The sequence below is a fragment of the Microbacterium sp. MMO-20 genome (assembly GCF_037147735.1).
In the GTDB taxonomy this organism is placed as follows: Bacteria; Actinomycetota; Actinomycetes; order Actinomycetales; family Microbacteriaceae; genus Microbacterium.
Genome location: NZ_JBBCUU010000001.1, coordinates 356,748 through 379,770, shown reverse-complemented (window position 1 = coordinate 379,770; position 23,023 = coordinate 356,748). Strand labels below are relative to the sequence as shown.

At 70.3% G+C, this 23,023-nt stretch carries 21 protein-coding genes, 1 tRNA gene and 1 pseudogene; 11 read left to right on the top strand and 12 right to left on the bottom strand.

Annotated elements, in window-relative coordinates:
• Positions 1-2 precede the first annotated feature (2 nt).
• On the top strand, positions 3-1,727 hold the full coding sequence (locus WFI52_RS01960; protein ID WP_336625263.1) for a helicase-associated domain-containing protein: 1,725 nt from the start codon (positions 3-5) through the stop codon (positions 1,725-1,727).
• Between the two features lie 36 nt (positions 1,728-1,763).
• Positions 1,764-3,407 (top strand): DNA repair helicase XPB, encoded by a 1,644-nt coding sequence (locus WFI52_RS01955; protein ID WP_336625264.1) that lies wholly within the window; start codon positions 1,764-1,766, stop codon positions 3,405-3,407.
• Here WFI52_RS01955 and WFI52_RS01950 read toward each other — a convergent pair.
• Positions 3,368-4,390: a CPBP family intramembrane glutamic endopeptidase gene (locus tag WFI52_RS01950; RefSeq protein ID WP_336625265.1), complete on the bottom strand. Its 1,023-nt coding sequence runs from the start codon at positions 4,388-4,390 to the stop codon at positions 3,368-3,370. The two genes, WFI52_RS01955 and WFI52_RS01950, sit on opposite strands and share 40 nt — an antisense overlap.
• A gap of 79 nt (positions 4,391-4,469) precedes the next feature.
• Here WFI52_RS01950 and WFI52_RS01945 point away from each other — a divergent pair, with 79 nt between their 5' ends.
• From WFI52_RS01945 to WFI52_RS01935, 3 genes are all read left to right on the top strand, one after another.
• Positions 4,470-5,162: a response regulator transcription factor gene (locus tag WFI52_RS01945; RefSeq protein ID WP_336625266.1), complete on the top strand. Its 693-nt coding sequence runs from the start codon at positions 4,470-4,472 to the stop codon at positions 5,160-5,162.
• Between the two features lie 19 nt (positions 5,163-5,181).
• Positions 5,182-6,924 carry a sensor histidine kinase gene (locus WFI52_RS01940; RefSeq protein WP_336625267.1) on the top strand — a complete coding sequence of 581 codons (1,743 nt, stop codon included), beginning with the start codon at positions 5,182-5,184 and terminating at the stop codon, positions 6,922-6,924.
• A gap of 122 nt (positions 6,925-7,046) precedes the next feature.
• On the top strand, positions 7,047-7,334 hold the full coding sequence (locus WFI52_RS01935) for a WXG100 family type VII secretion target (protein WP_336625268.1): 288 nt from the start codon (positions 7,047-7,049) through the stop codon (positions 7,332-7,334).
• Between the two features lie 65 nt (positions 7,335-7,399).
• Here the strand turns inward: WFI52_RS01935 and groL are convergent, their stop codons facing one another.
• The 4 genes from groL to WFI52_RS01915 all read right to left on the bottom strand — a co-directional run bounded on the left by groL (position 7,400) and on the right by WFI52_RS01915 (position 10,406).
• Positions 7,400-9,019: a chaperonin GroEL gene (groL, locus tag WFI52_RS01930; protein WP_336625269.1), complete on the bottom strand. Its 1,620-nt coding sequence runs from the start codon at positions 9,017-9,019 to the stop codon at positions 7,400-7,402.
• A 171-nt stretch (positions 9,020-9,190) separates the two neighbouring features.
• Entirely contained in the window at positions 9,191-9,403 is a 213-nt protein-coding gene (locus tag WFI52_RS01925) for a cold-shock protein (RefSeq protein WP_336625270.1), read from the bottom strand.
• A gap of 151 nt (positions 9,404-9,554) precedes the next feature.
• On the bottom strand, positions 9,555-10,133 hold the full coding sequence (locus tag WFI52_RS01920; protein WP_336625271.1) for a LytR C-terminal domain-containing protein: 579 nt from the start codon (positions 10,131-10,133) through the stop codon (positions 9,555-9,557).
• 9 nt (positions 10,134-10,142) lie between these two features.
• Positions 10,143-10,406 (bottom strand): DUF3263 domain-containing protein, encoded by a 264-nt coding sequence (locus WFI52_RS01915; protein WP_336625272.1) that lies wholly within the window; start codon positions 10,404-10,406, stop codon positions 10,143-10,145.
• A gap of 128 nt (positions 10,407-10,534) precedes the next feature.
• Here WFI52_RS01915 and msrB point away from each other — a divergent pair, with 128 nt between their 5' ends.
• Complete coding sequence (gene msrB / locus WFI52_RS01910; RefSeq protein ID WP_336625273.1) at positions 10,535-10,936, top strand: peptide-methionine (R)-S-oxide reductase MsrB; 402 nt, start codon at positions 10,535-10,537, stop codon at positions 10,934-10,936.
• Between the two features lie 32 nt (positions 10,937-10,968).
• Positions 10,969-11,481 (top strand): annotated as a pseudogene (locus WFI52_RS01905) (nitroreductase family protein); the annotation flags it as partial.
• A gap of 273 nt (positions 11,482-11,754) precedes the next feature.
• On the opposite strand, the gene WFI52_RS01900 reads toward WFI52_RS01905, so the two are convergent.
• The 3 genes from WFI52_RS01900 to WFI52_RS01890 form a co-directional block, all read right to left on the bottom strand.
• Positions 11,755-12,720: a DMT family transporter gene (locus tag WFI52_RS01900; RefSeq protein WP_336625274.1), complete on the bottom strand. Its 966-nt coding sequence runs from the start codon at positions 12,718-12,720 to the stop codon at positions 11,755-11,757.
• Positions 12,721-12,940: 220 nt separating this feature from the next.
• Positions 12,941-13,013: transfer RNA gene (locus tag WFI52_RS01895), tRNA-Thr, on the bottom strand.
• 60 nt (positions 13,014-13,073) lie between these two features.
• Positions 13,074-14,060, bottom strand: a complete 987-nt coding sequence (locus WFI52_RS01890) for a thioredoxin domain-containing protein (RefSeq protein ID WP_336625275.1) — start codon at positions 14,058-14,060, stop codon at positions 13,074-13,076.
• Between the two features lie 287 nt (positions 14,061-14,347).
• Here WFI52_RS01890 and WFI52_RS01885 point away from each other — a divergent pair, with 287 nt between their 5' ends.
• Both WFI52_RS01885 and WFI52_RS01880 read left to right on the top strand, forming a co-directional pair.
• Positions 14,348-15,448 carry an ABC transporter ATP-binding protein gene (locus WFI52_RS01885; protein ID WP_336625276.1) on the top strand — a complete coding sequence of 367 codons (1,101 nt, stop codon included), beginning with the start codon at positions 14,348-14,350 and terminating at the stop codon, positions 15,446-15,448.
• Positions 15,449-15,575: 127 nt separating this feature from the next.
• Entirely contained in the window at positions 15,576-16,877 is a 1,302-nt protein-coding gene (locus tag WFI52_RS01880; RefSeq protein ID WP_336625642.1) for a DUF4032 domain-containing protein, read from the top strand.
• 30 nt (positions 16,878-16,907) lie between these two features.
• Here WFI52_RS01880 and WFI52_RS01875 read toward each other — a convergent pair whose 3' ends face one another.
• Genes WFI52_RS01875 through cysS form a run of 3 tightly spaced genes read right to left on the bottom strand, consistent with a single transcriptional unit; the run spans position 16,908 to position 19,951 of the window.
• Entirely contained in the window at positions 16,908-17,546 is a 639-nt protein-coding gene (locus WFI52_RS01875; RefSeq protein ID WP_336625277.1) for an NAD(P)-dependent oxidoreductase, read from the bottom strand.
• A 22-nt stretch (positions 17,547-17,568) separates the two neighbouring features.
• Positions 17,569-18,558 (bottom strand): 23S rRNA (guanosine(2251)-2'-O)-methyltransferase RlmB, encoded by a 990-nt coding sequence (rlmB, locus tag WFI52_RS01870; protein ID WP_336625278.1) that lies wholly within the window; start codon positions 18,556-18,558, stop codon positions 17,569-17,571.
• Positions 18,548-19,951: a cysteine--tRNA ligase gene (gene cysS, locus WFI52_RS01865; protein ID WP_336625279.1), complete on the bottom strand. Its 1,404-nt coding sequence runs from the start codon at positions 19,949-19,951 to the stop codon at positions 18,548-18,550. Before cysS ends, rlmB begins: the two co-directional genes overlap by 11 nt.
• Before the next feature lie 47 nt (positions 19,952-19,998).
• Between cysS and WFI52_RS01860 the strand changes: the two genes are divergently transcribed.
• Together WFI52_RS01860 and WFI52_RS01855 are read left to right on the top strand one after the other, a co-directional pair.
• Complete coding sequence (locus tag WFI52_RS01860) at positions 19,999-20,931, top strand: DMT family transporter (RefSeq protein WP_336625280.1); 933 nt, start codon at positions 19,999-20,001, stop codon at positions 20,929-20,931.
• 212 nt (positions 20,932-21,143) lie between these two features.
• Positions 21,144-21,605, top strand: coding sequence for a GNAT family N-acetyltransferase (locus tag WFI52_RS01855; RefSeq protein WP_336625281.1), 462 nt, complete (start codon positions 21,144-21,146; stop codon positions 21,603-21,605).
• Between the two features lie 160 nt (positions 21,606-21,765).
• Here the strand turns inward: WFI52_RS01855 and ispD are convergent, their stop codons facing one another.
• Positions 21,766-22,989 carry a 2-C-methyl-D-erythritol 4-phosphate cytidylyltransferase gene (ispD, locus tag WFI52_RS01850; RefSeq protein WP_336625282.1) on the bottom strand — a complete coding sequence of 408 codons (1,224 nt, stop codon included), beginning with the start codon at positions 22,987-22,989 and terminating at the stop codon, positions 21,766-21,768.
• Between the last annotated feature and the right edge of the window lie 34 nt (positions 22,990-23,023).

Below are 23,023 nucleotides of genomic sequence, written 5' to 3'. Positions count from 1 at the left end.
TCGTGACCGGGCCCTCCGCGCGCACCCTCGCGCACGAGCTCGCGGCGCGGGATGACCGTTCTCTCGCCGCACTGCTCCTCGCCCGGCACGTCTCCCCCACCGCGCACTGGAACGACGCGTTCGATGCCGCCGAGCACCTGCTCGACCCGGTGTCGATCTCGCGCGCCCTCGTCGACTTGACCGCCGCAGAGGCCGACGCGTTGGACGCGGCCGTGGCCACCGGCGCCCCTCCCGGCGCCGCACGCGACGCCCTCGTCGCCCGCGCCCTACTCGACGCCGACGGGCGCGTCTGGGAGAGCGTCGCCGACACCGTTCGCGCAACGAGCCGCGTCGACGCGGCCACGTGGGAGGCGACGCCGGAGGCTCGCGCTGACGGTCCGGCCGCCGACGCGGCATCGGCCGAACGCGCCTTCACTGCCACGGCTTCACTCGCCGACGTGCTGCACGCGGCGCTCGTCGCACCCCTCGGCCGCATCGGGGCAGGGACCCTGGGCGCCGCCGATCGCCGCCGCCTCGTCGAGACCGGCGCGGTGGAGGATGCCGCAGCCGCCGACGAGCTCGTCGCGATCGGGCAGAGCGCGGGCCTGCTCGTTCCCGAGGGGCGCACGCTCCTCGTCACGCCCGCGGGCATGGAGTGGCTCGGCGGGAGCACCGCCGCCCGCTGGTCCGCCGTCGCGGCACGTCTGATCGCCGACCTGCCGGCGGCTCTGCGCACCGCGCCGGGCGGCTGGCTCCCGCTGCCCGCGTGGCCGAACGCGTACCCGTACGATCCCTCGTGGTCCGCACGCGCCGAGGAGCTCGCGAGCCTCCTGCAGCGCTGGGCGATCGTCGACGGCGCCGGCGAGCCGACCGTGTGGATGGGCCGGGCGGCGGACGGCGCCGCGCCGGACGAGGCTGCTCTCGGCGCCCTCCTGCCCCCCGAGGTCGACCGTGTCTACCTGCAGAACGACCTCACCGCGATCGCACCCGGGTCGCTCGCGCCGCACCTGGACCTGCGACTGCGCGCGATGGCGCGGCGCGAGTCGCGCGCCCAGGCATCCAGCTACCGCTTCACCGCCGAGACGCTCGCCGATGCCCTTACGGCGGGCGAGACCGCCGAGTCCCTGCGGGAGTTCCTGCTCGAGCTCTCGCTCACGGGACTGCCGCAGCCGCTCGCGTACGAGATCGAACGCTCCGCCGCCCGGCACGGCACCCTGCGCGTCGGCCCCGACACGAGCGGCCGCACCCGCGTCGCGAGCGACGACGCCGCGATGCTGCAGACGATCGCGGTCGACCAGGCGCTGCGCCCCCTCGGCCTCGTTCCCGACGGGGACGATCTCGTGACGCGATCGAGTGCCGACACCGCGTTCTGGATGATCGCGGACGCCCGCTACCCGATCATCGCGGTGGATGCCGAGGGCCAGCGCCGCCCGCTCGACCGCCACCGTCTCGCCACGCCGCCGGATCCCGCTCCGGCCCCGGAAGCGGTGTACGCGGATCTTCTCTCGCGACTGCGGGCGGCCCAGTCCGAAGATGCGGACGCCGCGTGGCTCGGACGCAAGCTCGAACAGGCGGTGCGCGCCCGCGCGACGATCACGGTCACGGTGCGCCTTCCCGACGATGCCGAGCGCACCTTCACGATCGAGGCGACGGGCCTCGGCGGCGGGCGCCTGCGCGGCCTCGATCGCACGGTCGACGTCGAGCGCACGCTGCCGGTGTCGAGCATCGTGCGGGTCGGCCCCGCCTGAACCCGGGGCGACCGCGCGCCGGTAGAATTGTCCGTTATGGCTGACGGACCCCTGATCGTGCAAAGCGACCGCACCGTGCTGCTCGAAGTCGCCCACCCCGACGCCGAGAGCGCCCGTCACGAGCTCGCGACGTTCGCCGAGCTCGAGCGCGCACCCGAGCACATCCACACCTACCGCATCACACGGCTGGGCCTGTGGAACGCTCGCGCGGCGGGACATTCCGCCGAAGACATGCTCTCGACGCTCGACCGGTGGTCGCGCTTTCCCGTCCCGGCATCCGTCTCGATCGACATCCGCGAGACCGTGAACCGCTACGGACGGCTCGTCATCGAACGCGACGAGGAAGGCACGCTCATCCTCCGCGCGACGGACACCGCGGTGCTGGCCGAGGTCGCCAAGAACAAGCGCATCCAGCCCCTGCTGACGGGGCATCCCGCGCCGGGTGTCTTCACCGTGGATGCCTGGGCGCGCGGCCACATCAAGCAGGAGCTCCTCAAGGTGGGCTGGCCCGCCGAGGACCACGCCGGGTACACGCCCGGCACCCCGCACGACATCGACCTCGCCGAGGACGGCTGGACGCTGCGCCCGTACCAGCGCAAGGCCGTCGACATCTTCAGCGAGGGCGGCTCGGGCGTCGTCGTGCTCCCCTGCGGCGCCGGCAAAACCCTCGTCGGCGCCGCCGCGATGGCCGACACGAAGACGACCACGCTCATCCTCGTCACCAACACCGTGAGTGCGCGGCAGTGGCGCGACGAACTGCTCAAGCGCACGTCGCTCACCCCCGAGGAGATCGGCGAGTACTCCGGCCAGGTCAAGGAGGTTAAGCCCGTCACGATCGCGACCTACCAGATCCTCACCGCGAAGCGGAAAGGCGAGTACGCGCACCTCGCGCTCCTGGATGCCCTGGACTGGGGCCTCATCGTCTATGACGAGGTCCACCTGCTGCCCGCGCCGGTGTTCAAGCTCACCGCCGACCTGCAGGCCCGGCGACGCCTGGGACTCACCGCGACGCTCGTCCGCGAAGACGGGCGCGAAGGCGACGTGTTCAGCCTCATCGGCCCCAAGCGGTTCGACGCGCCGTGGAAGGAGATCGAGGCTCAGGGTTTCATCTCCCCTGCCGTCTGCTACGAGGTCCGCGTGGACCTCCCGCCGGGCGACCGCATGGAGTACGCGGCCGCGGCCGACGACGAACGCTACCGTCTTGCGGCGACGGCGCACGCCAAGATCGACGTCGTGAAAGACCTCGTCGCGCGGCACGCTGGAGAGCAGATCCTCGTGATCGGCCAGTACCTCGACCAGATCGACATCCTCTCCGAGGCGCTGGGCGCGCCGCAGATCACGGGCGCGACACCCGTCGACGAGCGCGAGGAGCTGTACGGCGCTTTCCGCGAAGGGCGCATCCCTGTGCTGGTGGTCTCGAAAGTCGCGAACTTCTCGATCGATCTGCCCGAAGCATCCGTCGCCATCCAGGTGTCGGGATCATTCGGGTCGCGGCAGGAGGAGGCGCAGCGGCTGGGCCGGCTCCTCCGCCCCAAGCAGAGCGGGCACACGGCGAGCTTCTACACCCTCATCGCCCGCGACACCGTCGACCAGGACTTCGCCCAGAACCGACAGCGGTTCCTCGCCGAGCAGGGTTACAGCTACACGATCCTCGACGCTGACGGGCTCGCCGCTGCGTAGACGGGCAGCGGCGGCGTGAGCACGAGCCGGCGCGGAAGCGGCCTGCCCCGAGCCGCGCGGCGGCGCAGCAGCCACTCGACGATCGCCACGTATCCGGCGATCAGCACGAGCGACGAGACGAAGCTCACCCACCCGGTCTCACTCGCGGTTGGATCGGCGCCGGAGGGGAGCGACAGTAGGAACCCCGATAGGTTGTTCACGACGTGCAGCGCGATCGCCGCCTCGAGTCCGCCCGTGCGCCAGACGAGCCAGCCCGCCGCGACAGCGAAGAGCCCGACGCTGAGCTGACCGAGCACGTCGTACAGGTGTCCGAGGACGAAGAGCGGCACCGGCAGCAGGATCGCGAATGCCGGATGCCGCAGCCACCGTCCGATCGCCTGCGCGAGAAAGCCGCGGAAGACGTACTCCTCCGCCGCCGACTGCAGCGGGACGAGCAGCAGGATGAGCACCAGCGACACTGCCCAGAGCGGCTGCGGGGCGGCGTCGCCCTGGCCGTCGGACGGCAGCAGGAGCGACACGAGAGCCACCACCGCGTACAGGACGACGGCGACGAGGCCGCACTGCAGCATCCATCGCCATCGCAATCGGCCCGCCGCCGAAGAGATGAGACCGAGCCGCGCACCGTTGACGATGAGCGACGCGAGCTGGTAGCACGGCAGCATCAGAATGATCGTGCCGAGGAGGACCACCAGCATGACGGGGTCGCTCGCCCCTACCGTCGGGTTCTGCGAGAGCTCGATCATCCTGTCGAAGAGGGTGTCGTCGCGCGACGCGACGGCGAACATCACCAGCGTCACGCCGACCATCAGCACGATGTAGAACGCAAGGCCCAGCGCGCCGACGGCGAGCGGTGTCCACCAGCCCCGGCGGCGGCGCGCGAACACGAGCCGGTGGTAGGCCAGCCCGGTCGATGTCGCATCGGCGGGCAGGGCAGAGAGCGCGGGCAGAAGGACGGGTGCAGGCACGGGGACGGGGGCAGGCATCACCACTTCATGATGACCGATCGGGGCCACGGTTGCGGATATCCAGCAACCGCATGGATTCCGGTGCCAGTATGGGGTCATGACCGCACCGCGCATCCTCGTCGTGGACGACGAACCGAACATCCGCGATCTGCTCGTCACGAGCCTCCGGTTCGCCGGGTACCAGGTCCGCGCCGTCAGCAATGGCGCGCAGACGATCTCCGCCGTCCTGGAAGAGGAGCCGGACCTCATCATCCTCGACGTCATGCTCCCCGACATGAACGGCTTCAGCGTCACCAAGCGCCTGCGCGGAGCGGGGTACACCGCGCCGATCCTGTTCCTCACGGCCAAAGACGAGACCGAGGACAAGATCGAGGGCCTCAACGCGGGCGGCGACGACTACGTCACGAAGCCCTTCTCGCTCGACGAGATCGTGGCGCGACTGCAGGCGATCCTCCGCCGGACGATGCAGGCCGACGAGGAGTCCACCATCAAGGCAGGGGAACTCACGATGGACCAGGACACGCACGACGTCACCGTCGGCGACGTGTCGATCGATCTCTCCCCTACCGAGTTCAAGCTCCTGCGCTATCTCATGCTCAATCCCAACCGGGTGCTGAGCAAGGCGCAGATCCTCGACCACGTCTGGGAGTACGACTTCAACGGCGACGCCGGCATCGTCGAAAGCTACATCTCCTACCTGCGCCGCAAGATCGATCCGTACTCGTCCGAGCCGCTCATCCAGACCAAACGCGGTTTCGGCTACATGCTGAAGGCCGGCAAGTCGGCCTGAGGCCGCTCCCGCGAGAACCGTGGCTCCTCCGCTCGCCGCGCACGCCCGCCGAGGCGATCGGATCACCGAATGGTGGCGCGGCGTCAGCCTGCGCGCGAAGGTCACCGGCGTCACCGTCGCCGTGCTCGCGATCGGGCTCGTCGCGGTCGGCATCGGCACCGCCGTGTTCCTGCGGAACGCGCAGATCGACGAGCGCGACAAATCCATCACCCAGACGGTCACCCTCGATCAGGCATCCAGCCTGCTGAGCGTCGAGGTCATCGACGGCGTCGCCCAGTTCGGCCCGCCCGCGACGGCACCGCTCACCTCCTTCTACATCGCGGTCTACGGTCCCGACGGCACCCTGCTCCAGACCGGTGGGGCCGTCGGCGGCCCAGCCGGGAGCCAACCGCACTACCCCGAGCCGTTCGGCCTCGACAAGGCGCTGATGAAGGGCACAGCTCCCTTCGACATCCTCTCGGTCGACGGCAAAACGACCTTCCACGCGGCCGTCGACGTACTGCAGCTGCCGGGGTCACAGCAGTCGTACGTGCAGCTGCTCGCACTCCCGTTGACGCCCGTGAATCAGACGGTCGCGAACTTCCTCGGGATCTACACGGCCCTCGCTCTCGTCACGATCCTCGCGGGTGCCATCGCGACGCGCCTGCTCGTGACCCTCGCCTTCCGCGGTCTCGGGCAGGTGGAGTCGACCGCCATGTCGATCGCGGCGGGTGATTTCAGCCAGCGCATGGGCGACATCACGCCGGGCACCGAGGTGGGGCGCCTCAAGATCGCGATCAACACGATGCTCGACCGGATCGACCACGCCCTCGGCCAGCGCGATGCCACAGTGCAGCAGATGCGGCGCTTCATCGGCGACGCGAGCCACGAGCTGCGCACCCCCCTCGTCACCGTGCGCGGCTATGCCGAGCTGTACCGAATGGGCGCGATCGCGGGCGACGAGCAGACCGCGCAGTCCATGGAGCGGATCGAGAAGGAGGCGATCCGCATGGGCGGACTCGTCGAAGACCTGCTCGCCCTCGCCCGCCTCGACGAGCGGCGGGACATCATCGTCGCCGACGTGGACCTGCGTCCGATCGCCCGCGACGCCGCCCTCGACGCGCGCGCCGCATCGCCCGACCGCGAGGTCACCCTCATCGACGATCGTCCGCCGCCGTCACCCCGCACACCCCTGCCGCCCGTGACGTCGACGGTGGATGCCACGGGATCACGCCGCAGCATTGCGGGCGCAACGCGCTCCCTCCTCCGCCGGCGCCCCCGCCAGGGCAGTGCGTCCGCCGACGAAGCCGCGTCCGCGGCGCGTCCGCTCGCCGCCGTGCCGAACCCTGCCGCTCCGATCGTCCTCGGCGACGAGAACCGCATCCGCCAGGTCGTCGCGAACCTGCTCGGGAACGCTCGCCGCTACACACCGGCCGGGTCACCGATCGAACTGTCCACCGGCGTCGACGAGCGGGCCGGCATGGGCTGGATCGCGGTGAGCGATCATGGCGAGGGCATCCCCGAGCAGATCCGCGACAAGATCTTCCAGCGTTTCTGGCGCGCCGACACCTCGCGTGCCCGCGAGACGGGCGGATCGGGGCTGGGCCTGTCGATCGTGGCCTCCGTCGTCGAAGCGCTGCACGGTTCGATCGATGTCTCAGAGACCGCTGGTGGGGGCGCGACGTTCCGGGTCTCGTTCCCCCTCGCGAAGCAACGCGACGCCGCCGAGCACCTCCTCATCGAGACCCAGCCCCTGCCGCGGCTGCGACCCGAGGATCTCTGACTCGCATCGACTCTTCCACAGGCAGTCGTTCCGGCGCGTTGTCCACCGATAGTGCGCTTCGACGTCGGTCCGAGCTGCCCGCGGCCTAGCGTGGCGGCATCCACACAGAAAGGGGTCCGCACATGGCGACCTTCTCCGTCGATTCCGATGCCGTCCTCACCGCCACCGGCGCGATCCGCGCGACCGCGGATCGTCTGCAGGGCGAGACCGCCGCCATGCTCGGCCAGCTGACGCAGCTGCAGGGCTCGTGGACCGGCGCCGCGGCGATCGCGTTCCAGGGAGTGATCGACCGGTGGCGGCTGACGCAGCGCGAACTCGAGGCCGCACTCGGCGACATCGGAACCGCCCTGAGCCACGCGGGCAGCCAGTACGCGCAGACCGAGGCCGCCGCGTCGGGCCTGTTCCGCTGACCGGCTCCGCCGGAACACGAAAGAAGGGCCCCTCCGAGGAGGGGCCCTTCTTTCGTGTCAGCGGATCAGAAGTCCATGCCGCCGGTCGGGTCGCCGGCCGGAGCCGCGACCTTCTCGGGCTTGTCCGCGACGACCGCCTCGGTCGTCAGGAACAGGCCGGCGATGGATGCCGCGTTCTGCAGTGCCGAGCGGGTGACCTTGGCCGGGTCGATGATTCCCGCCGCGAACATGTCCACGTACTCGCCGGTGGCCGCGTTGAGGCCCTGGCCGACGGGAAGCTCCGACACCTTGTTCGCGACGACACCGGGCTCGAGGCCCGCGTTCAGCGCGATCTGCTTGAGCGGAGCCTCGATGGCGACCTTGACGATGTTCGCACCGGTCGCCTCGTCGCCCGAGAGCTCGAGCTTCTCGAACGCGTTCTTGCCGGCCTGGATGAGCGCGACGCCACCACCGGGGACGATGCCCTCCTCGACAGCCGCCTTCGCGTTGCGAACGGCGTCCTCGATGCGGTGCTTGCGCTCCTTGAGCTCGACCTCCGTGGCCGCACCCGCCTTGATGACGGCGACGCCGCCGGCGAGCTTGGCGAGGCGCTCCTGGAGCTTCTCGCGGTCGTAGTCGCTGTCGGTGTTCTCGATCTCGCGCTTGATCTGGGTCACGCGACCCTCGATCTGCGACGACTCGCCCGCGCCCTCGACGATCGTGGTCTCGTCCTTCGTGACGATGACCTTGCGAGCCTTGCCGAGCAGGTCCGTCGTGGCGTTCTCGAGCTTGAGGCCGACCTCTTCGGTGATGACCTGGCCGCCGGTGAGGATCGCGATGTCCTGGAGCTGAGCCTTGCGACGGTCTCCGAAGCCGGGGGCCTTGACGGCGACCGACTTGAAGATGCCGCGGATCTTGTTCAGCACGAGGGTCGCGAGGGCCTCGCCCTCGACGTCCTCCGCGATGATGACGAGCTCCTTACCCTCCTGGATCACCTTGTCGACGATCGGCAGCAGGTCCTTGATGTTGGAGATCTTCTGGTTCGCGATGAGGATGTACGGGTCCTCGAAGACAGCCTCCTGGCGCTCCGGGTCCGTGACGAAGTAGGGGTTGATGTAGCCCTTGTCGAAGCGCATGCCCTCGGTGAGCTCGAGCTCGGTGCCGAAGGTGTTCGACTCCTCGACGGTGACGACACCCTCCTTGCCGACCTTGTCGATCGCCTCGGCGATGAGCTCGCCGATCTCGGGGTCGGCGGCGGAGATGGATGCCGTGGCCGCGATCTCGTCCTTGGTCTCGACCTCCTTGGCGGAGGCGAGCAGCTCGTCGGAGAGAGCCTTGACGGCCTTCTCGATGCCCTTCTTGAGCGAGATGGGGTCAGCGCCGGCCGCGACGTTGCGCAGACCCTCGCGCACGAGCGCCTGGGCGAGGACCGTAGCGGTCGTCGTACCGTCACCGGCGACGTCGTCCGTCTTCTTGGCGACCTCCTTGACGAGCTCCGCGCCGATCTTCTCGTACGGGTCGTCGAGCTCGATCTCCTTGGCGATGGAGACACCGTCGTTCGTGATCGTGGGGGCGCCCCACTTCTTCTCGAGCACGACGTTGCGGCCGCGCGGGCCGAGCGTCACCTTGACGGCGTCAGCCAGGATGTTCAGGCCGCGCTCGAGGCCACGGCGGGCCTCCTCGTCGAAAGCGATGATCTTTGCCATAAGTGTGTCGTCCCTCCCGGACGTGAGGATGAGTCTTTAGCACTCAGCATGACGGAGTGCTAACTCATTCTGGCACTCGGGCATGACGAGTGCAAGCCGATCCGCGGCCCTGTTTACGCAGGACATGTCGCTGGCAGGGCAGCGTGGACGCGGCGGGGAGGAAGGAGACGCTCAGGCGACGACGCGGACCGACTCCGCCTGGGGGCCCTTCGCGCCGGCGCCGACGACGAACTCGACGGCCTGACCCTCTTCGAGCACACGGAAACCGGACATGTCGATGTTCGAGTAGTGCACGAAGACGTCCTGGCCGCCCTCGACGGTGATGAAACCGAAGCCCTTCTCGGCGTTGAACCACTTGACGGTTCCGTGGGTGCTGGCGCTCATGCGAATCTCCTGATGGTGCGGCGGGACTCGGCCATGCTAACCACGCGGGATGCCGCGAAAGCCCGGATCCGGGCACTGTTGACACGGCTGCACCGAAGTGTTCACACGCGCGAAACACGACCCGCGCAGGCGCCGCAGCGCGCGCCGGGACTCAGCCCTCCGAGTCCGGCGCGGGGGTAGCCCCATCGGTGCGGTCGAGCCCGATGACCAGCACGAGCTGCGGGTCGTCGGTGCCCCACATCCCCGCGTAGGCGTCGCTCAGCGCGACGTCGGCTCCCCCGATCGCGGCGGCGAGGCCGCGAGCCGCGGCTTCGTCGGCCGGAGTCGTGTAGAACACCGTCGTCGTGGCGAAGTCCTCCGACCCGGCATCCCCCGCATTGACGTCGTCGGCACTCCAGCCTGCCGCGACGAGGGTGTCGCTCATCGCGCTCGCGAGGCCGCGCTGTGGCGTCGCGTTGAGGATCGTCACCTTGTAGGAGGTGTCCAGACGCGCCTCGGTGCTCGGTGCGACCGACGCCGTGGGGGTCGACGCGGGAGTCAGGGAGATACGACCGGTGGCGAGCATCGTGCCGAAGATCCCGACAGCGACGAGGACGACCGTCGCGATGACGGACCAGAGCAGGACCATCCCACCGCGCAGACGGGGGTTCTCGGCACGGTGGGCACCGATCCGCCCCCGGTCGGCGGGGAGGTCGTCGAAGCGATCCTTCGGCGGCGGAGTCTTGGGCACCAGAGAATGCTACCGGGCCGTTCCTGTGCGCATCGCGGAGGAGCCGTCGACGGCGACGGTCGTGCGGCGCTCGCGCAGACGGCGCAGGCGGTGGACGAGCATGGCGTCGTGCTCCGCGGCATCCGGTACGTCGATGACGCGCTCGAGCAGCTGGTAATAGCGGGCGGGCGTCATCGCGAGGTCGCGGGCGATAGCCTCCTCCTTCGCCGCGCTGTGTCCGTTCCAGCGGGACTCGAAGTCCAGCAGGTCGCGGTCGCGCGGGGAGAGGGGCACGCCCTCGAGGCTAAGCCCACCGAGCCTCCTCGGCCGTGAGCCACCCCGGGGCATCCTGAGAACCCGCGGGACGCGGAACAGACGGGGATTCATTCCGGTTGAATAGGACGGACGAAAGGTGACCACCCATGTCGTACAACGTGCAGAAGACCGATGAGCAGTGGCGCGCGGAGCTGAGCCCCGATCAGTACGCTGTCCTGCGCCAGGCCGGGACGGAGCGGGCGTGGACCGGCGAGCTCCTCGACGAGCACCGAGCCGGCCTGTACACGTGCGCCGCGTGCGGCGCCGAGCTCTTCCAGAGCGGGACGAAGTTCGACTCGCACTGCGGGTGGCCGAGCTTCTACGAGTCCGTGCGTCCCGAGGCCGTCGAGCTCATCGAGGACCGCAGCCACGGAATGGTGCGCACCGAAGTGCGCTGCGCGAACTGCGGGTCGCACCTCGGCCACGTCTTCCCCGACGGGTTCGGCACGCCGACCGGCGACCGATACTGCATGAATTCGCTGTCGCTCTCGTTCTCACCCGAGTCGTGAGCGACGCCGCCTCGCGCCCCGCCTTCGACGCGATGCGTCAGCGTCGGTCCTGGTCGAAGGTGACGGATGCCGCGCCGACGCGTGCCGAACTCGTCACCCTGGTGTCGGCCGCCGGTCGTGTCGCCGATCATTCATCACTGCGCCCGTGGCGCATCATCGAGCTGCGCGGCGATGACCGCCTCGCCCTGGGCGCTGCGATCGCGGCCGCCCAGGGCGACTCGTCCCCGTCGACCAAACCTTTGCGCGCCCCGCTGCTCGTCGGGATCGTCGCGAGCTATCGCAAGAGCGACAAAGTGCCGCGGTGGGAGCAGGAGGCCGTCGCCTCGGGTGTCGCGCACACGCTGAGCCTGCTGCTGGACGAGGCCGGATGGGGCGTCATCTGGCGCACCGGCCACTACACGCGATCCGCCCCCGTCGCGACCGCCCACGGACTGACGAAGGACGAGGAGCTGCTCGGGTGGCTGTACGTGGGCGGCAAGCCCGAGCGATCACGGCCCGAACGCCGCAAAGCCGTCGACGCGCGCGCGCACGTCACACGGATGCCGGGCGTGACGACGACACCGGATGAGTTCGCGCACTGGCGGGCGGAGATGAAACCCGCGAAGAAGGCATCGACGTCCGAGAAGCACAAGGACAAGAAGCCGACCGACTGGGCAGCAAAGGCTCAGAAAGCCGACAAGAAGGCGCGCAAGGCCGCACGTAGAGCCGAGAAGGCTGCCCGCCGGGCCGAGAAGGCACGCGCGAAGGCCGAGGCGCACGCTCCGACCTCCACCGCCGCGCACACTGGGACGGCCGTCGAGATCACGCCGGTCTGACCGTCAGTCTCGCCTGCGTCGGCGGCGCCACGACGATGGCGTGGCCGCGACGACGACGCCGGTACCGGCCACGATGACCATGGCGAGCTCGGCCAGCCAGCCGGGCCCGGCGTCGGCCGGCCACGCGGCATCCAGCAGAAACGCCGTCACGAGCTGTCCGGCGACCGCTCCGAGGCCGAGGAGCAGCACGCCGGTGTGCACCACGAGCGCGGCCGACAGGAAGATGTACGTCACGCCGATGACACCGCCCAGGTAGAGCCAGGGATCGGTCGGCCACACCGCGGGCGCGCCGACGACGGCGACGTGCGCGAGCGCGGCGACGGCCAGGATGGCGGTGCCGCCGATGAAGTTGACGAGCGTGGCCGTCAGCGGGGTGCCGACGCGCTGACGCAGTCGCCCGTTGGTCGCCTGCTGCCACGCGATGCCGATGCCGGCGAGGAACGGAAGCACGAGCATCCACCACGGCACGCGCTCGAGCACTCCGCCCTGCAACGAGATCGCGACCGCGACGAGTGCGAGCGCGCCCCCCACGACGCGCGGGATCGTCACCGCGACGACGCCGGCCGGACCGTAGCCGACACGATCGAGGAGGAGCCCGGAAAGGGTCTGCCCCGCCACGACGCCGACGGTGAACAGCGAGACGCCGATGACGGCGACGGCGAGGCCCTGAGTGGCGACCGTGAGCGCCCCCGCGGCCCCTCCCGCGAGCATCCACCACGGGATCGTCCGATGACGGATGCCGCTGGCGAGGGCGCGCGCGCCACGACGCCCGCTCGGCACCGCCGCCGAGAGGGCGACGAGAGCCACGAGCCCCGAGCCGAATGAGACGACGGCGGCGACGAATCCGTCACCGAGGTGCAGTCCCAGCTGCCCGTTGATGCGCGCCTGCAGAGCTGTCAGCATCCCGACCGCGACCGCGCCGGCGATCGCCACCGCTGCGGGAAGTCGGGCGGGGGCGGCGGCGGTCACGGATGTTCAGCCTAACGGCCGGAGACTCGGATGCCGTCGAGCAGCACCCTGCGCCGATCGCGCCGATCGCGCCGATCGCGGTCAGTCGTACCCGAGAATGCAGATCGCCTCGGTGATCGGCTCGGGTTCGGTCCCAGGGTGCGCGTCGTCCACACCTCGAATCTAGAGCGGTGGTCCGGTCGGCGCGTGGCGCAGCGCCGGGGAAATCCTTCGCACACGGTGCCGGCTACAGGACTCGAACCTGCAACCCCCTGTTTACAAGACAGGTGCGCTACCAATTGCGCCAAGCCGGCGGGGCGGCATCCAGTCTACGGGCGCCGCGCGGCGCGCGTGACCGGGATCGACGCGAACGCTCAGGGCGTGACAGACGGCGACGCGGTGGGCGTGGGCGTCGGCGTCGGCGTCTGGCTCTTCGCCGACTTGCCGCTCGCTGTCGTCAGCACGAACTGCGAGAACTCGGCCGGGTCGGTCATCTCGCCGACGTACTCCTCGCCGTTCACCGTGATCATCGACGTGCCCTTGAGCGCCACACCGTCGCTCGCACCTGTGACCGCGCGCTCGGTGGCGGCCTTGACCCACGACGCGAACGCCTCGGTCTCGATGCACTGGCGCAGCTGCTTCGGATCGTCGCTGCCGTTGGCGAGAGCGACATCGGCGAGTTCCTTGTCGGACAGTCCGTCGGAGTCGACGGCGGGCTGGCGCGCCAGCAGGTCGTCCGTGAAGGCGAAGAGGGATGCCGGTGAGTACGTCGCGACGCAGGCGGCCGCGCTCGCGGCGCGGAGCGAGTACTTCGTCCCGTTCGACTTGGCGGTCAGCATCGACACCGGGTGATACGTCAGCGTCGCAGCGCCGTCCGCGACCCACGACTTCAGCTGGGCGGAATTCGCCAGCTGCCACTCGCGCGCAGAAGGGGCGAGATAGTCCACGTAGACGTGGATGTCGACGGGCGCCGTCGTCGTCCGCGACGGGCTCGGCGAGGGCTGCGCGGCATCCGTCGTCGCCGTCGGGGTCGCGTCGTCGGGCGAGGTCACGGCCGTCCCGGCGGCGATGGCGGAGACGAGGAAGCCGTCCTGATGATCCGCGTCGGGAGAGAGCTGGGGCTTGCTCGCGGACCCACCGACGGCCCAGGCGACGACGACGCCGACAACCGCGACGACGGCCACCGCTCCGGTGATGAGGGCCGTCCGTCGAGCGATCCGCGCGCGCGACTGCTGCACGTGCACCTGCTGCGCCTTCTCGCGCACCGCCTCGCGTCGCCCCTGGACCACCGGGGTGCTCGCCGTCTCGGCGACCTCCGACGAGGCGGCCGGGTCGGGACGGGTGGAGTCGTCGGTGGACATGGGACCTCTCGGTGAAAGCTGTGCGTTCGTCTGCGGCTCCGGTGCATCAGGACAACGCGTGACGACGGGCCGCGACGGGTGTGCCGGCGGGGTGCGGGGACACTCACGATGCTAGATCGCGACCCTGTGAAATGCCCAGACACCGCCTCGGCCTTCGGTGACAGCCGTGTCACCGCCGCACGTGCGATAATAGCCCCGCGCCCGACGACGGGCGTGCGGGGTGGCCCCCGCTCATTCCATCACTACGGATCGTCCGGCACGTACCTGCCGGTGAAGGAGAAGAGAAAATGGCATCTGTCACGTTCGACAACGCCACCCGTCTGTACCCCGGCGGCACCCGCCCCGCGGTCGACAAGCTCAACCTCGAAGTGGGCGATGGCGAGTTCCTCGTCCTCGTCGGCCCGTCCGGTTGCGGCAAGTCGACATCGCTGCGCATGCTCGCCGGCCTCGAAGAGGTCAACTCGGGCCGCATCCTGATCGGCGACCGCGACGTCACCGACATCCCGCCGAAGGACCGCGACATCGCGATGGTCTTCCAGAACTACGCGCTGTACCCGCACATGACAGTCGCCGAGAACATGGGCTTCGCCCTGAAGATCGCCGGTGTCGGCAAGGAAGAGCGCGCTCAGCGCGTGCTGGAGGCGGCCAAGCTCCTCGATCTCGAGCAGTACCTGACCCGCAAGCCGAAGGCGCTTTCGGGCGGTCAGCGTCAGCGTGTCGCGATGGGCCGCGCCATCGTCCGTCAGCCCCAGGTCTTCCTCATGGACGAGCCGCTGTCGAACCTCGACGCGAAGCTGCGTGTGCAGACCCGCACGCAGATCGCCTCGCTGCAGCGCCGCCTCGGCGTCACGACGGTGTACGTCACGCACGACCAGACCGAGGCCCTCACGATGGGTGACCGCATCGCCGTCCTGAAGGACGGTCTGCTGCAGCAGGTCGGCACCCCGCGCGACCTGTACGAGAAGCCCAACAACGTCTTCGTCGCCGGCTTCATCGGCTCGCCCGCGATGAACCTGTTCCCCGTCGACCTCGCGAGCGCCGGAGGCATCCAGTTCGGCACCGCGATCGTCGACGCCGACATCGACCGTCCGACCAGCGGCACGCAGGTCACGGCCGGCGTGCGCCCCGAGGACATCGTCGTCAACCCCGCCGACGGACAGGGGCTCTCGGTGACGGTCGACCTGGTCGAGGAGCTCGGCGCGGACGGCTACCTGTACGGCCACACCGACATCGCCGGCAAGCGCACCGACATCGTGGCGCGCGTCGACGGCCGCAACCACCCGAACGCCGGCGAGACGGTCGTTCTCGCGCCCGTGCCGCACCACGTGCACGCGTTCGACATCGAGTCGGGCGAGCGCCTCACCAAGAAGGCGATCGCGTCGGCCTGATCGATCCTGACCCGGCGCGGGTGGTTCCTCGGTCCTCACCGATGAGCCCCCGCGCCTCGTCATATCCCTGACCGCACGACGATCCTCACCCCTACGATCCGGAGCGCCCGTGGCCGACGCCCGACCCATGACCTCGCTGAGCATCACCGCGAGCAGCATCGACGCGGGACTTCTCGCCCTGCCGTGGTCGACGCCACTGGATGCCTGGAAGAGCGACCACATCGTCTCGCTCCCCAAGGGCCTCTCCCGCCACCTCGTCCGCTTCGCGAACCTCTCCGGCCGCGTCGTCGCGGTCAAGGAGACGACGGGCGAGATGGCCCGCCGCGAGTACGAGATGCTCGGCATGCTCGCACGCCTGGACGTGCCCTGCGTCGAGCGCGTCGCCGTCATCGACGGCCGCCGCACCGCGAAGGGCGAGCCGCTGCCGGCCGCGCTCGTCACCGCGCACCTGAAATTCTCGCTGCCCTACCGTGCGCTGTTCACGCAGACGCTCCGCCCCGACACCGCCGGACGCCTCGTCGACGCCCTGGCGGCTCTCCTCGTGCGCCTGCACACGGTGGGCTTCTTCTGGGGCGACGTGTCGCTGTCGAACACCCTGTTCCGGCGAGATGCCGGGGCCTTCGCCGCCTATCTCGTCGACGCCGAGACGGGCGAGCTCCACGAAGGCGGGCTCACTCGCGGCCAGCGGGAACATGACCTCGACGTGGCGCGCACGAACATCGCCGGCGAGATCATGGACCTCGAAGCCGGGGGTCGCCTCGAGGGCGGCATGGATGCCGTGGCCATCGCCGACGGCATCATGTCGTCGTACCGCTCCCTGTGGGCGACGCTGACCGACCAGGAGACGTTCGCCGCGGGCGAGGCGTGGCACATCACCGAGCGCGTTCAGCGGCTCAACGACCTCGGTTTCGACATCGGAGAGATGTCGATCGAGGCGACCCCTGACGGCACGAAAGTGCGCATCCAGCCGAAGGTCGTCGACGCCGGCCACCACCAGCGGCGCCTCCTGCGCCTCACCGGACTCGACGTCGAGGAGAATCAGGCGCGACGTCTGCTGAACGACATGGACGAGTTCAAAGCCCGTGTCTCGCGCCTCGGCTCGGACGAGGACATGGTCGCGCACGAATGGCTCACGCGCGTTTTCGAGCCCGTCGTCAAGGCGATTCCCTGGGACCTGCGCGCCAAGCTCGAACCCGCCGAGGTCTTCCACCAGGTGCTCGAGCACCGCTGGTACATGTCGCAGGCGCGGGGACAGTCCGTGCCGATCGCGGAGGTGCTCTCCTCTTATGTCGATACCGTGCTGCGGCACCGTCGCGACGAGGCGACGCTCATGGGTCCGCCGACCGAGACGGTGTCGATCCCGATCATCACGGGCGCCGTCGACACACGGGACGAGGACGACGACGTCGACTGGCGCGACCTGGTCTGAGGCCCCGTCGGAACGGCGCGACGGTCGCCGTCAGTATCCGACGGTGAACCGGCCCCGCGAGTGCTTCGGCGATTCGATCTCATCGATGACGGCGACCGCGAAGTCCTCGCCGGAGATGAACGACTCCCCGTTCTCGTCGACGACCAGCACGTCACCGCCGTCGCGGTAGGTTCCGCGACGCTCGCCCGGGTTGAAGCCGCCGAATCCACCGGCGGGGTGGATGAAGAACCAGTCCCGGCCCGTCTGCTCAGCCTGGAGGTCTTCCAGCACGCCGACCATCTCGAGGGCTTCGGCTTTGAACGCCTCGGGGAAGTCGCCGTCGACCAGGCGCGGTCCGTCCGGGGCGACGAGGCTGCCGCCGGCGCCGCCGACGACACCGAGGCGGACACTGTCCGGCAGCGTCGAAGCGAGCGCCTCGATGTTCGGACGTACGAGACCCTCCATCTCGCCGCGAGGCGCCACGGCCACGACGACCGCATCCACGCCCTGCAGTTCCGCCAGGAGGCTCGGCACGTCGAGGAGCGTGCCCTCGATGTAGGTCACGCCCGGGATGCGTTCAGCTGCGACCTTCCGTGCCACGGAGAGGACGTTGTGGCCCCGGTCGGCGGCCTCGGCGACGATGTGGCGGCCGGCGTACCCGGTGCCTCCGATGACGGCGATGTTCGACATGACAGCCCTTCCGTTCAGTGGATCACTCGCTCGCAGCGCGGATCGTCGCGACCTGGTACAGGGCGACGGATGCCGCGATGCCGGCGTTGAGCGATTCGGTGGCCGACGAGATCGGGATCGAGACGATCTGGTCGCACGTCTCCGTGACGAGCCGCGACAGCCCCTTGCCCTCCGACCCGACGACGATGACGACGGGGCGATCGGCGAGCTCGAGCGCAGGCAGTGAGACGTCTCCCCCACCGTCGAGACCGAGCACGAACACGCCCTGCTTCTTGAACTCCTTGAGCGTCGTCGTGAGGTTCGGCGCCATCGCCACGGGGATGCGCGCAGCGGCGCCGGCGCTCGTCTTCCACGCGGCCGAGTTCACCCCCGCCGAGCGGCGCTGCGGGATGATGAGTCCCTGTCCGCCGAACGCGGCTGTGGAGCGGATGATCGCACCGAGGTTCCGGGGGTCGGTCACGCCGTCGAGGGCCACGAGCAGCGGTGTGGTGCCCTTCGCGATGATCTCCTCGAGGAGGTCCTGCGGGTGCGCGTACTCGTACGGCGGCACCTTGAGGGCGACGCCCTGGTGCACACCGTCGAAGCCCGCCATGCGGTCGAGCTCGGGGCGCGTCACTTCGAGGACGGGGATGCCGCGCTGCGTCGCGATCGACAGCATCTCTTTGACCCGGTCGTCCATCTCGACGCGCTGCGCGATGTAGAACGCCGTCGCCGGGATGCGCGCGCGAAGCGCCTCGAGCACCGAGTTGCGACCGGTCACGTTCTCCGTGTCGTCGCCGGCCTTCGCCTTGGGTGCGCGGTTCACGTGCGCCTGCTTCGGCTTGGGCTTTCCGCCCGCGGCGGCATAGCGCTCGGCTGCGGCCTTGCGCTTGCCCGCCGGGTGCCACGCCCGGTCTTCGGCCTTCGGGGTCGGTCCGCGCCCCTCGAGGGAACGCTTGTTCTTCCCGCCGGATCCCTTCGTGGGACCCTTTCCGCCCTTCGCGGCGCCGGGGCGCCCTGGCTTACCGGCCATCGAGACTCCAATGTGTTCCGTGTACTGAATCTTCCAGGACGATGCCCGCCGCAGCGACCGCGTCGCGGATGCGGTCGGCGGCCGCCCAGTCTTTGTCGGCGCGCGCCTGCGCACGCTGCCCGATGAGCTCCTGTACGAGCGCGTCGAGCGCGCGCGTCTGATCGTCATCGGCGATGGAGCGCCACTGCGGATCCTCTGGATTGAGACCGAGAAGTCCCGTCATGCGCCCGACCTCGACGAGAGCGCGCGCCGCGGCGTCCGTGTCGCCGGCATCCAGCGCCGCGTTGCCCGCGCGCACCGTCTCGTGGACGACCGCAAGCGCCCGGGGAACGCCCAGGTCGTCGTCGAGCGCCGCGGCGAACGACTCGGGCAGGTCGGCAGCCACGAGCGGAGTCGCCGTGCCGAGCACACGCGCCGCGCGCTCCTGGAACGTGCGGATGCGTCCGAGGGCCGTCTCCGCTTCGGCGAACGTCGTCGGCGAGATCTCGAGCGACGAGCGGTAGTGCGCAGCGGCGAGCGCGTACCGCACGACGAGTGGATCGTGGCGAGAGAGCACGTCGTGCGCGAGCAGGAAGTTGCCGAGCGACTTCGACATCTTCTGATCGCCGACCGTCACGAGGCCGTTGTGCATCCAGTACCGGGCGAACGCGTCGCCCGCCGCGGTCGACTGCGCGAGCTCGTTCTCGTGGTGCGGAAAGCGCAGGTCGAGACCGCCTCCGTGGATGTCGAACTCGGCGCCGAGATAACGCCGGCTCATGGCCGAGCACTCGATGTGCCACCCCGGTCGGCCGGGGCCCCACGGCGACGCCCAGACGGCATCCGCGGGCTCGCCGGGCTTCGCCGCCTTCCACAGGGCGAAGTCGTGCGGATCGCGCTTGCCCCGCTCGTCGGCGACGGCGGCCGGCTCCATGGCGTCGATGCTCTGGTGCGTCAGCGCGCCGTAGGAGGGCCACGAGCGCACATCGAAATAGACGTCGCCGTCCGCGGCGTACGCGTGGCCGCGGTCGATGAGGCCCGCGATCAGCTCCTGCATCTGCGGGATCGACGCGGTGGCCCGCGGCTCATACGTCGGCGGCAGGATGCCGATGGCGGCATACGCCGCGGAGAACTCTCGTTCCATCCGGTAGGCGAGTGCCCACCAGGGCTCGGTCGACGTCGCGTTCTGGAGCACCTTGTCATCGATGTCGGTGACATTGCGCACGAACGTCACACGGCCGTAGCGCCGCACCAGCCAGCGGCGCCAGAGGTCGAACGCGAGCGCGGCGCGCAGATGATGGATGCCGGGGCCCGACTGCACCGTCGGACCGCAGACGTACATCGTGACGTTCGCCTCGTCGCGCGGGGCGAAGTCGCGAAGCGCCTGCGCCTGAGTGTCGTAAAGCCGGACCGTCACCGCACCAGCCTACCGGCGGCTCCTCGCGGTTGCGGTAGAACGGTGATGTGCTGCACGTGATCGCCGTCCTTCTCGCATCCGTGCTGTTCGGCACGACGGGCACGTCTCAAGCCCTGGGGCCCGACGGCACGACACCTCTCTCGGTCGGAGTCATGCGGATGGTCATCGGCGGTGCCGGCCTCGCCGCACTCGCCTTCGCGCTCGCACGCCGCGAGCGCCGCCGCGCGCCGATGCGCGAACGGCCGCGCCCCGGCATCCGACCGTTCGCCCTCATGACGTTGACGGGAGTGTGTCTCGCGGTCTACCAGCCGCTCTTCTTCCTCGGCACGGCGCGCAACGGCGTCGCCGTGAGCACCGTCATCGCGCTCGGGTCCGCGCCCGTGCTGGCGGGGTTGCTCGAATGGGCGCTCACGCGTCGCCTCCCGAGCGCGACCTGGATCGGCGCGACGGCGCTCGCGACGCTCGGCGTGCTGCTGCTCGGTCTCGGCGGCGCATCGGGATCGGGGGGCACCGACCCGGTCGGCGTCCTGGGCGCGGTCGGCGCGGGAGCGTCCTTCGCCGTCATCGCGAACGTGCAGCGGCGCCTGCTGGATGCCGGGTGGGACGCCTTCACCGTCGTCGGCGGCATGGGGCTGTCCTCTGCCGTGGTCAGCGCCCTCGCGCTGCCGTTCGTCGACGTGTCGTGGCTCGCCGCTCCCCGCGGACTCGCGATGGCGTTGTGGCTCGGGCTCGCGACGATCTCGATCGCCTACGTGCTGTTCACCTGGGGCCTGCAGGGGCTCTCCGCCGCTACGGCGGCGACGCTCACTCTCGGCGAGCCGCTCACGGCCGCGGTCCTCGGGCTCACCGTCCTCGGCGAGCAGCTCTCCGCGCTCGCCGTCGTCGGCCTCGTCGTGCTCGCCGCGGGACTCGCGCTGCTCGCCGGGGGTTCCCGCGCGGCGCGTCATCGCGACCCCGTTCCGTTCGCCGTCGAGGGCTGAGCGCGCCCCGGCATCCATTCTCTTGTCGCCGACCGAACTGCAAGGGATCGCGCGCGACACGCCGAGCACCGCCTCACCCTCGCGGCGTGTCGCCCCGAAAGGCTTGCCGCTGTGCACGCGCAGCGGGCGATGGATGCCGCGTGCCGACCCCCCATCCGGCCCCACGGGCCGGGTGAAACCTCCGGGAAACGACGATCGGCGATGCTGGGAGGGTGAGCCTGCGGATCATCGTCGACGACCTGACCGGTGCTGCCACGCGCGCCCTCATCGCCGCGCACCTCGCGGGCATGCATGAGAACTCGCCACCCGAGAGCGTCCACGCCCTCGATCTCCGCGCACTCACCGCCCCCGGCATCACGGTGTGGTCGGCGTGGCGCGACGACGACCTCGTCGGGATCGGCGCGCTCGCCCAGCTCGACGCCGCACGCGGCGAGCTCAAATCGATGCGCGTCGACGACCGCTTCCGCGGCACGGGAGCCGGGCGCGCGCTGCTGCGACACATCATCGCCGAGGCGCGGGCCCGCGGCATCCAGAGCCTCTGGCTCGAAACGGGATCGGAGGACGCCTTCATCCCCGCCCGCGCGCTCTATGCGAGCGAGGGGTTCACCGTCTGCGGCCCCTTCGAGGGGTACGCCCTCGACCCGCTCTCCACCTTCATGACGCGCGAGCTCTGATCACCCGCCCTATCCCGTCCAGGGGCGCGCCCCGATTGCAAGGGATCGTGCGCGACACGCCGGCCCACGGCCCGCCCGCACGGCGTGTCCAGCCGGGCGCCTTGCCGTTGCGCACCGACGGCGGGCGATGGATGCCGCGACCCTCCGAAACGCGCCTTGATCAGCGCGCTGCGGCCGCCGGCACGACGAGTGCGACCGCGTACGCCGCCACGCCCTCCCCTGCCCCGGTGAAGCCGAGCCCGTCGGTCGTCGTCGCCGAGACGGTAACCGGTGCTCCGAGGGCCTCGGACAGCACCGCCTCGGCCTCGGTTCGGCGCCCTGCGAACCGAGGGCGGTTGGCCTGAACCTGCACGGACACGTTCCCGATCGTGAACCCGGCATCCTCGACGAGCACACGCGTCCTGGCGAGGAAGGTGCGCGCGTGCGCCCCCGCGTACTCGGGCTGGGCGGTACCGAAGTGCGTGCCGATATCGCCGAGACCGGCCGCCGCAAGCACGGCGTCGACGATCGCGTGCGCGACGGCGTCGCCGTCGGAGTGCCCCTGCAGGCCCCGCTCCCCCGGCCATTCGAGCCCGGCGAGCCACAACGTCCCGTCACCTCCGAAGGCGTGCACGTCCGTGCCCATCCCCACTCGCGGCATGATCGCCGCACCAGTGCGGTGCGGGAGAGGGGCCACGGATGCGCCGAGGGCGAGGCGTGCCCGATCGAGGTCCGCGGGGGTCGTGATCTTGAACGCCAGTTCAGACCCCGGCACCGTCGCGACGGTGATGCCCGCCGCCTGGACGAGCGCGGCGTCGTCGGTGTGGTCGGTGGCGGCGTCGGCGTACGCGGCATCCAGCACCGACCGGCGGAAGCCCTGCGGAGTCTGCGCCGCGGCGAGAGTCTCGCGATCGACGGCTTCGACGACGAACGCGCCGTCGACGCGCTTGATGGTGTCGATCACGGGGAGGACCGGCAGAACCGCCGCCGCGCCTCCTTCGAGTGCGTCGAGCACTCGTGTGAACACCGCGGGCGGAGTGAGCGCTCGCGCGGCGTCATGGACGAGGACGTACTCCACGTCGGGCCAGACGGCAGACAAACCCGCGGCGACGGACGCCTGACGCGTCGCACCCCCCGCGACGACCTGGACCATGTCGACGCGCCCACCGGCGGCGGCCCGCGCCTCGGTGAGCGCGTCACCCGCGCGCTCGGCGGGCGCGACGACGATCACCTGCGCGAGCGGACCCGCGAAGACCTGATCGAGTGCGTGCCGCAGGATCGTGTGCGCGTCGAGACCGACGAACGCCTTCGGCGCGCCGGCGCCCAAGCGCTGGCCGGAACCGGCGGCGACCACGATCACGGCCGCCTGTGGCGTCGGCAGAAGGGGGGCGGGCGGTGTCGTCATGGATCCGACACTACCGACCGCGACGTGCCACGCC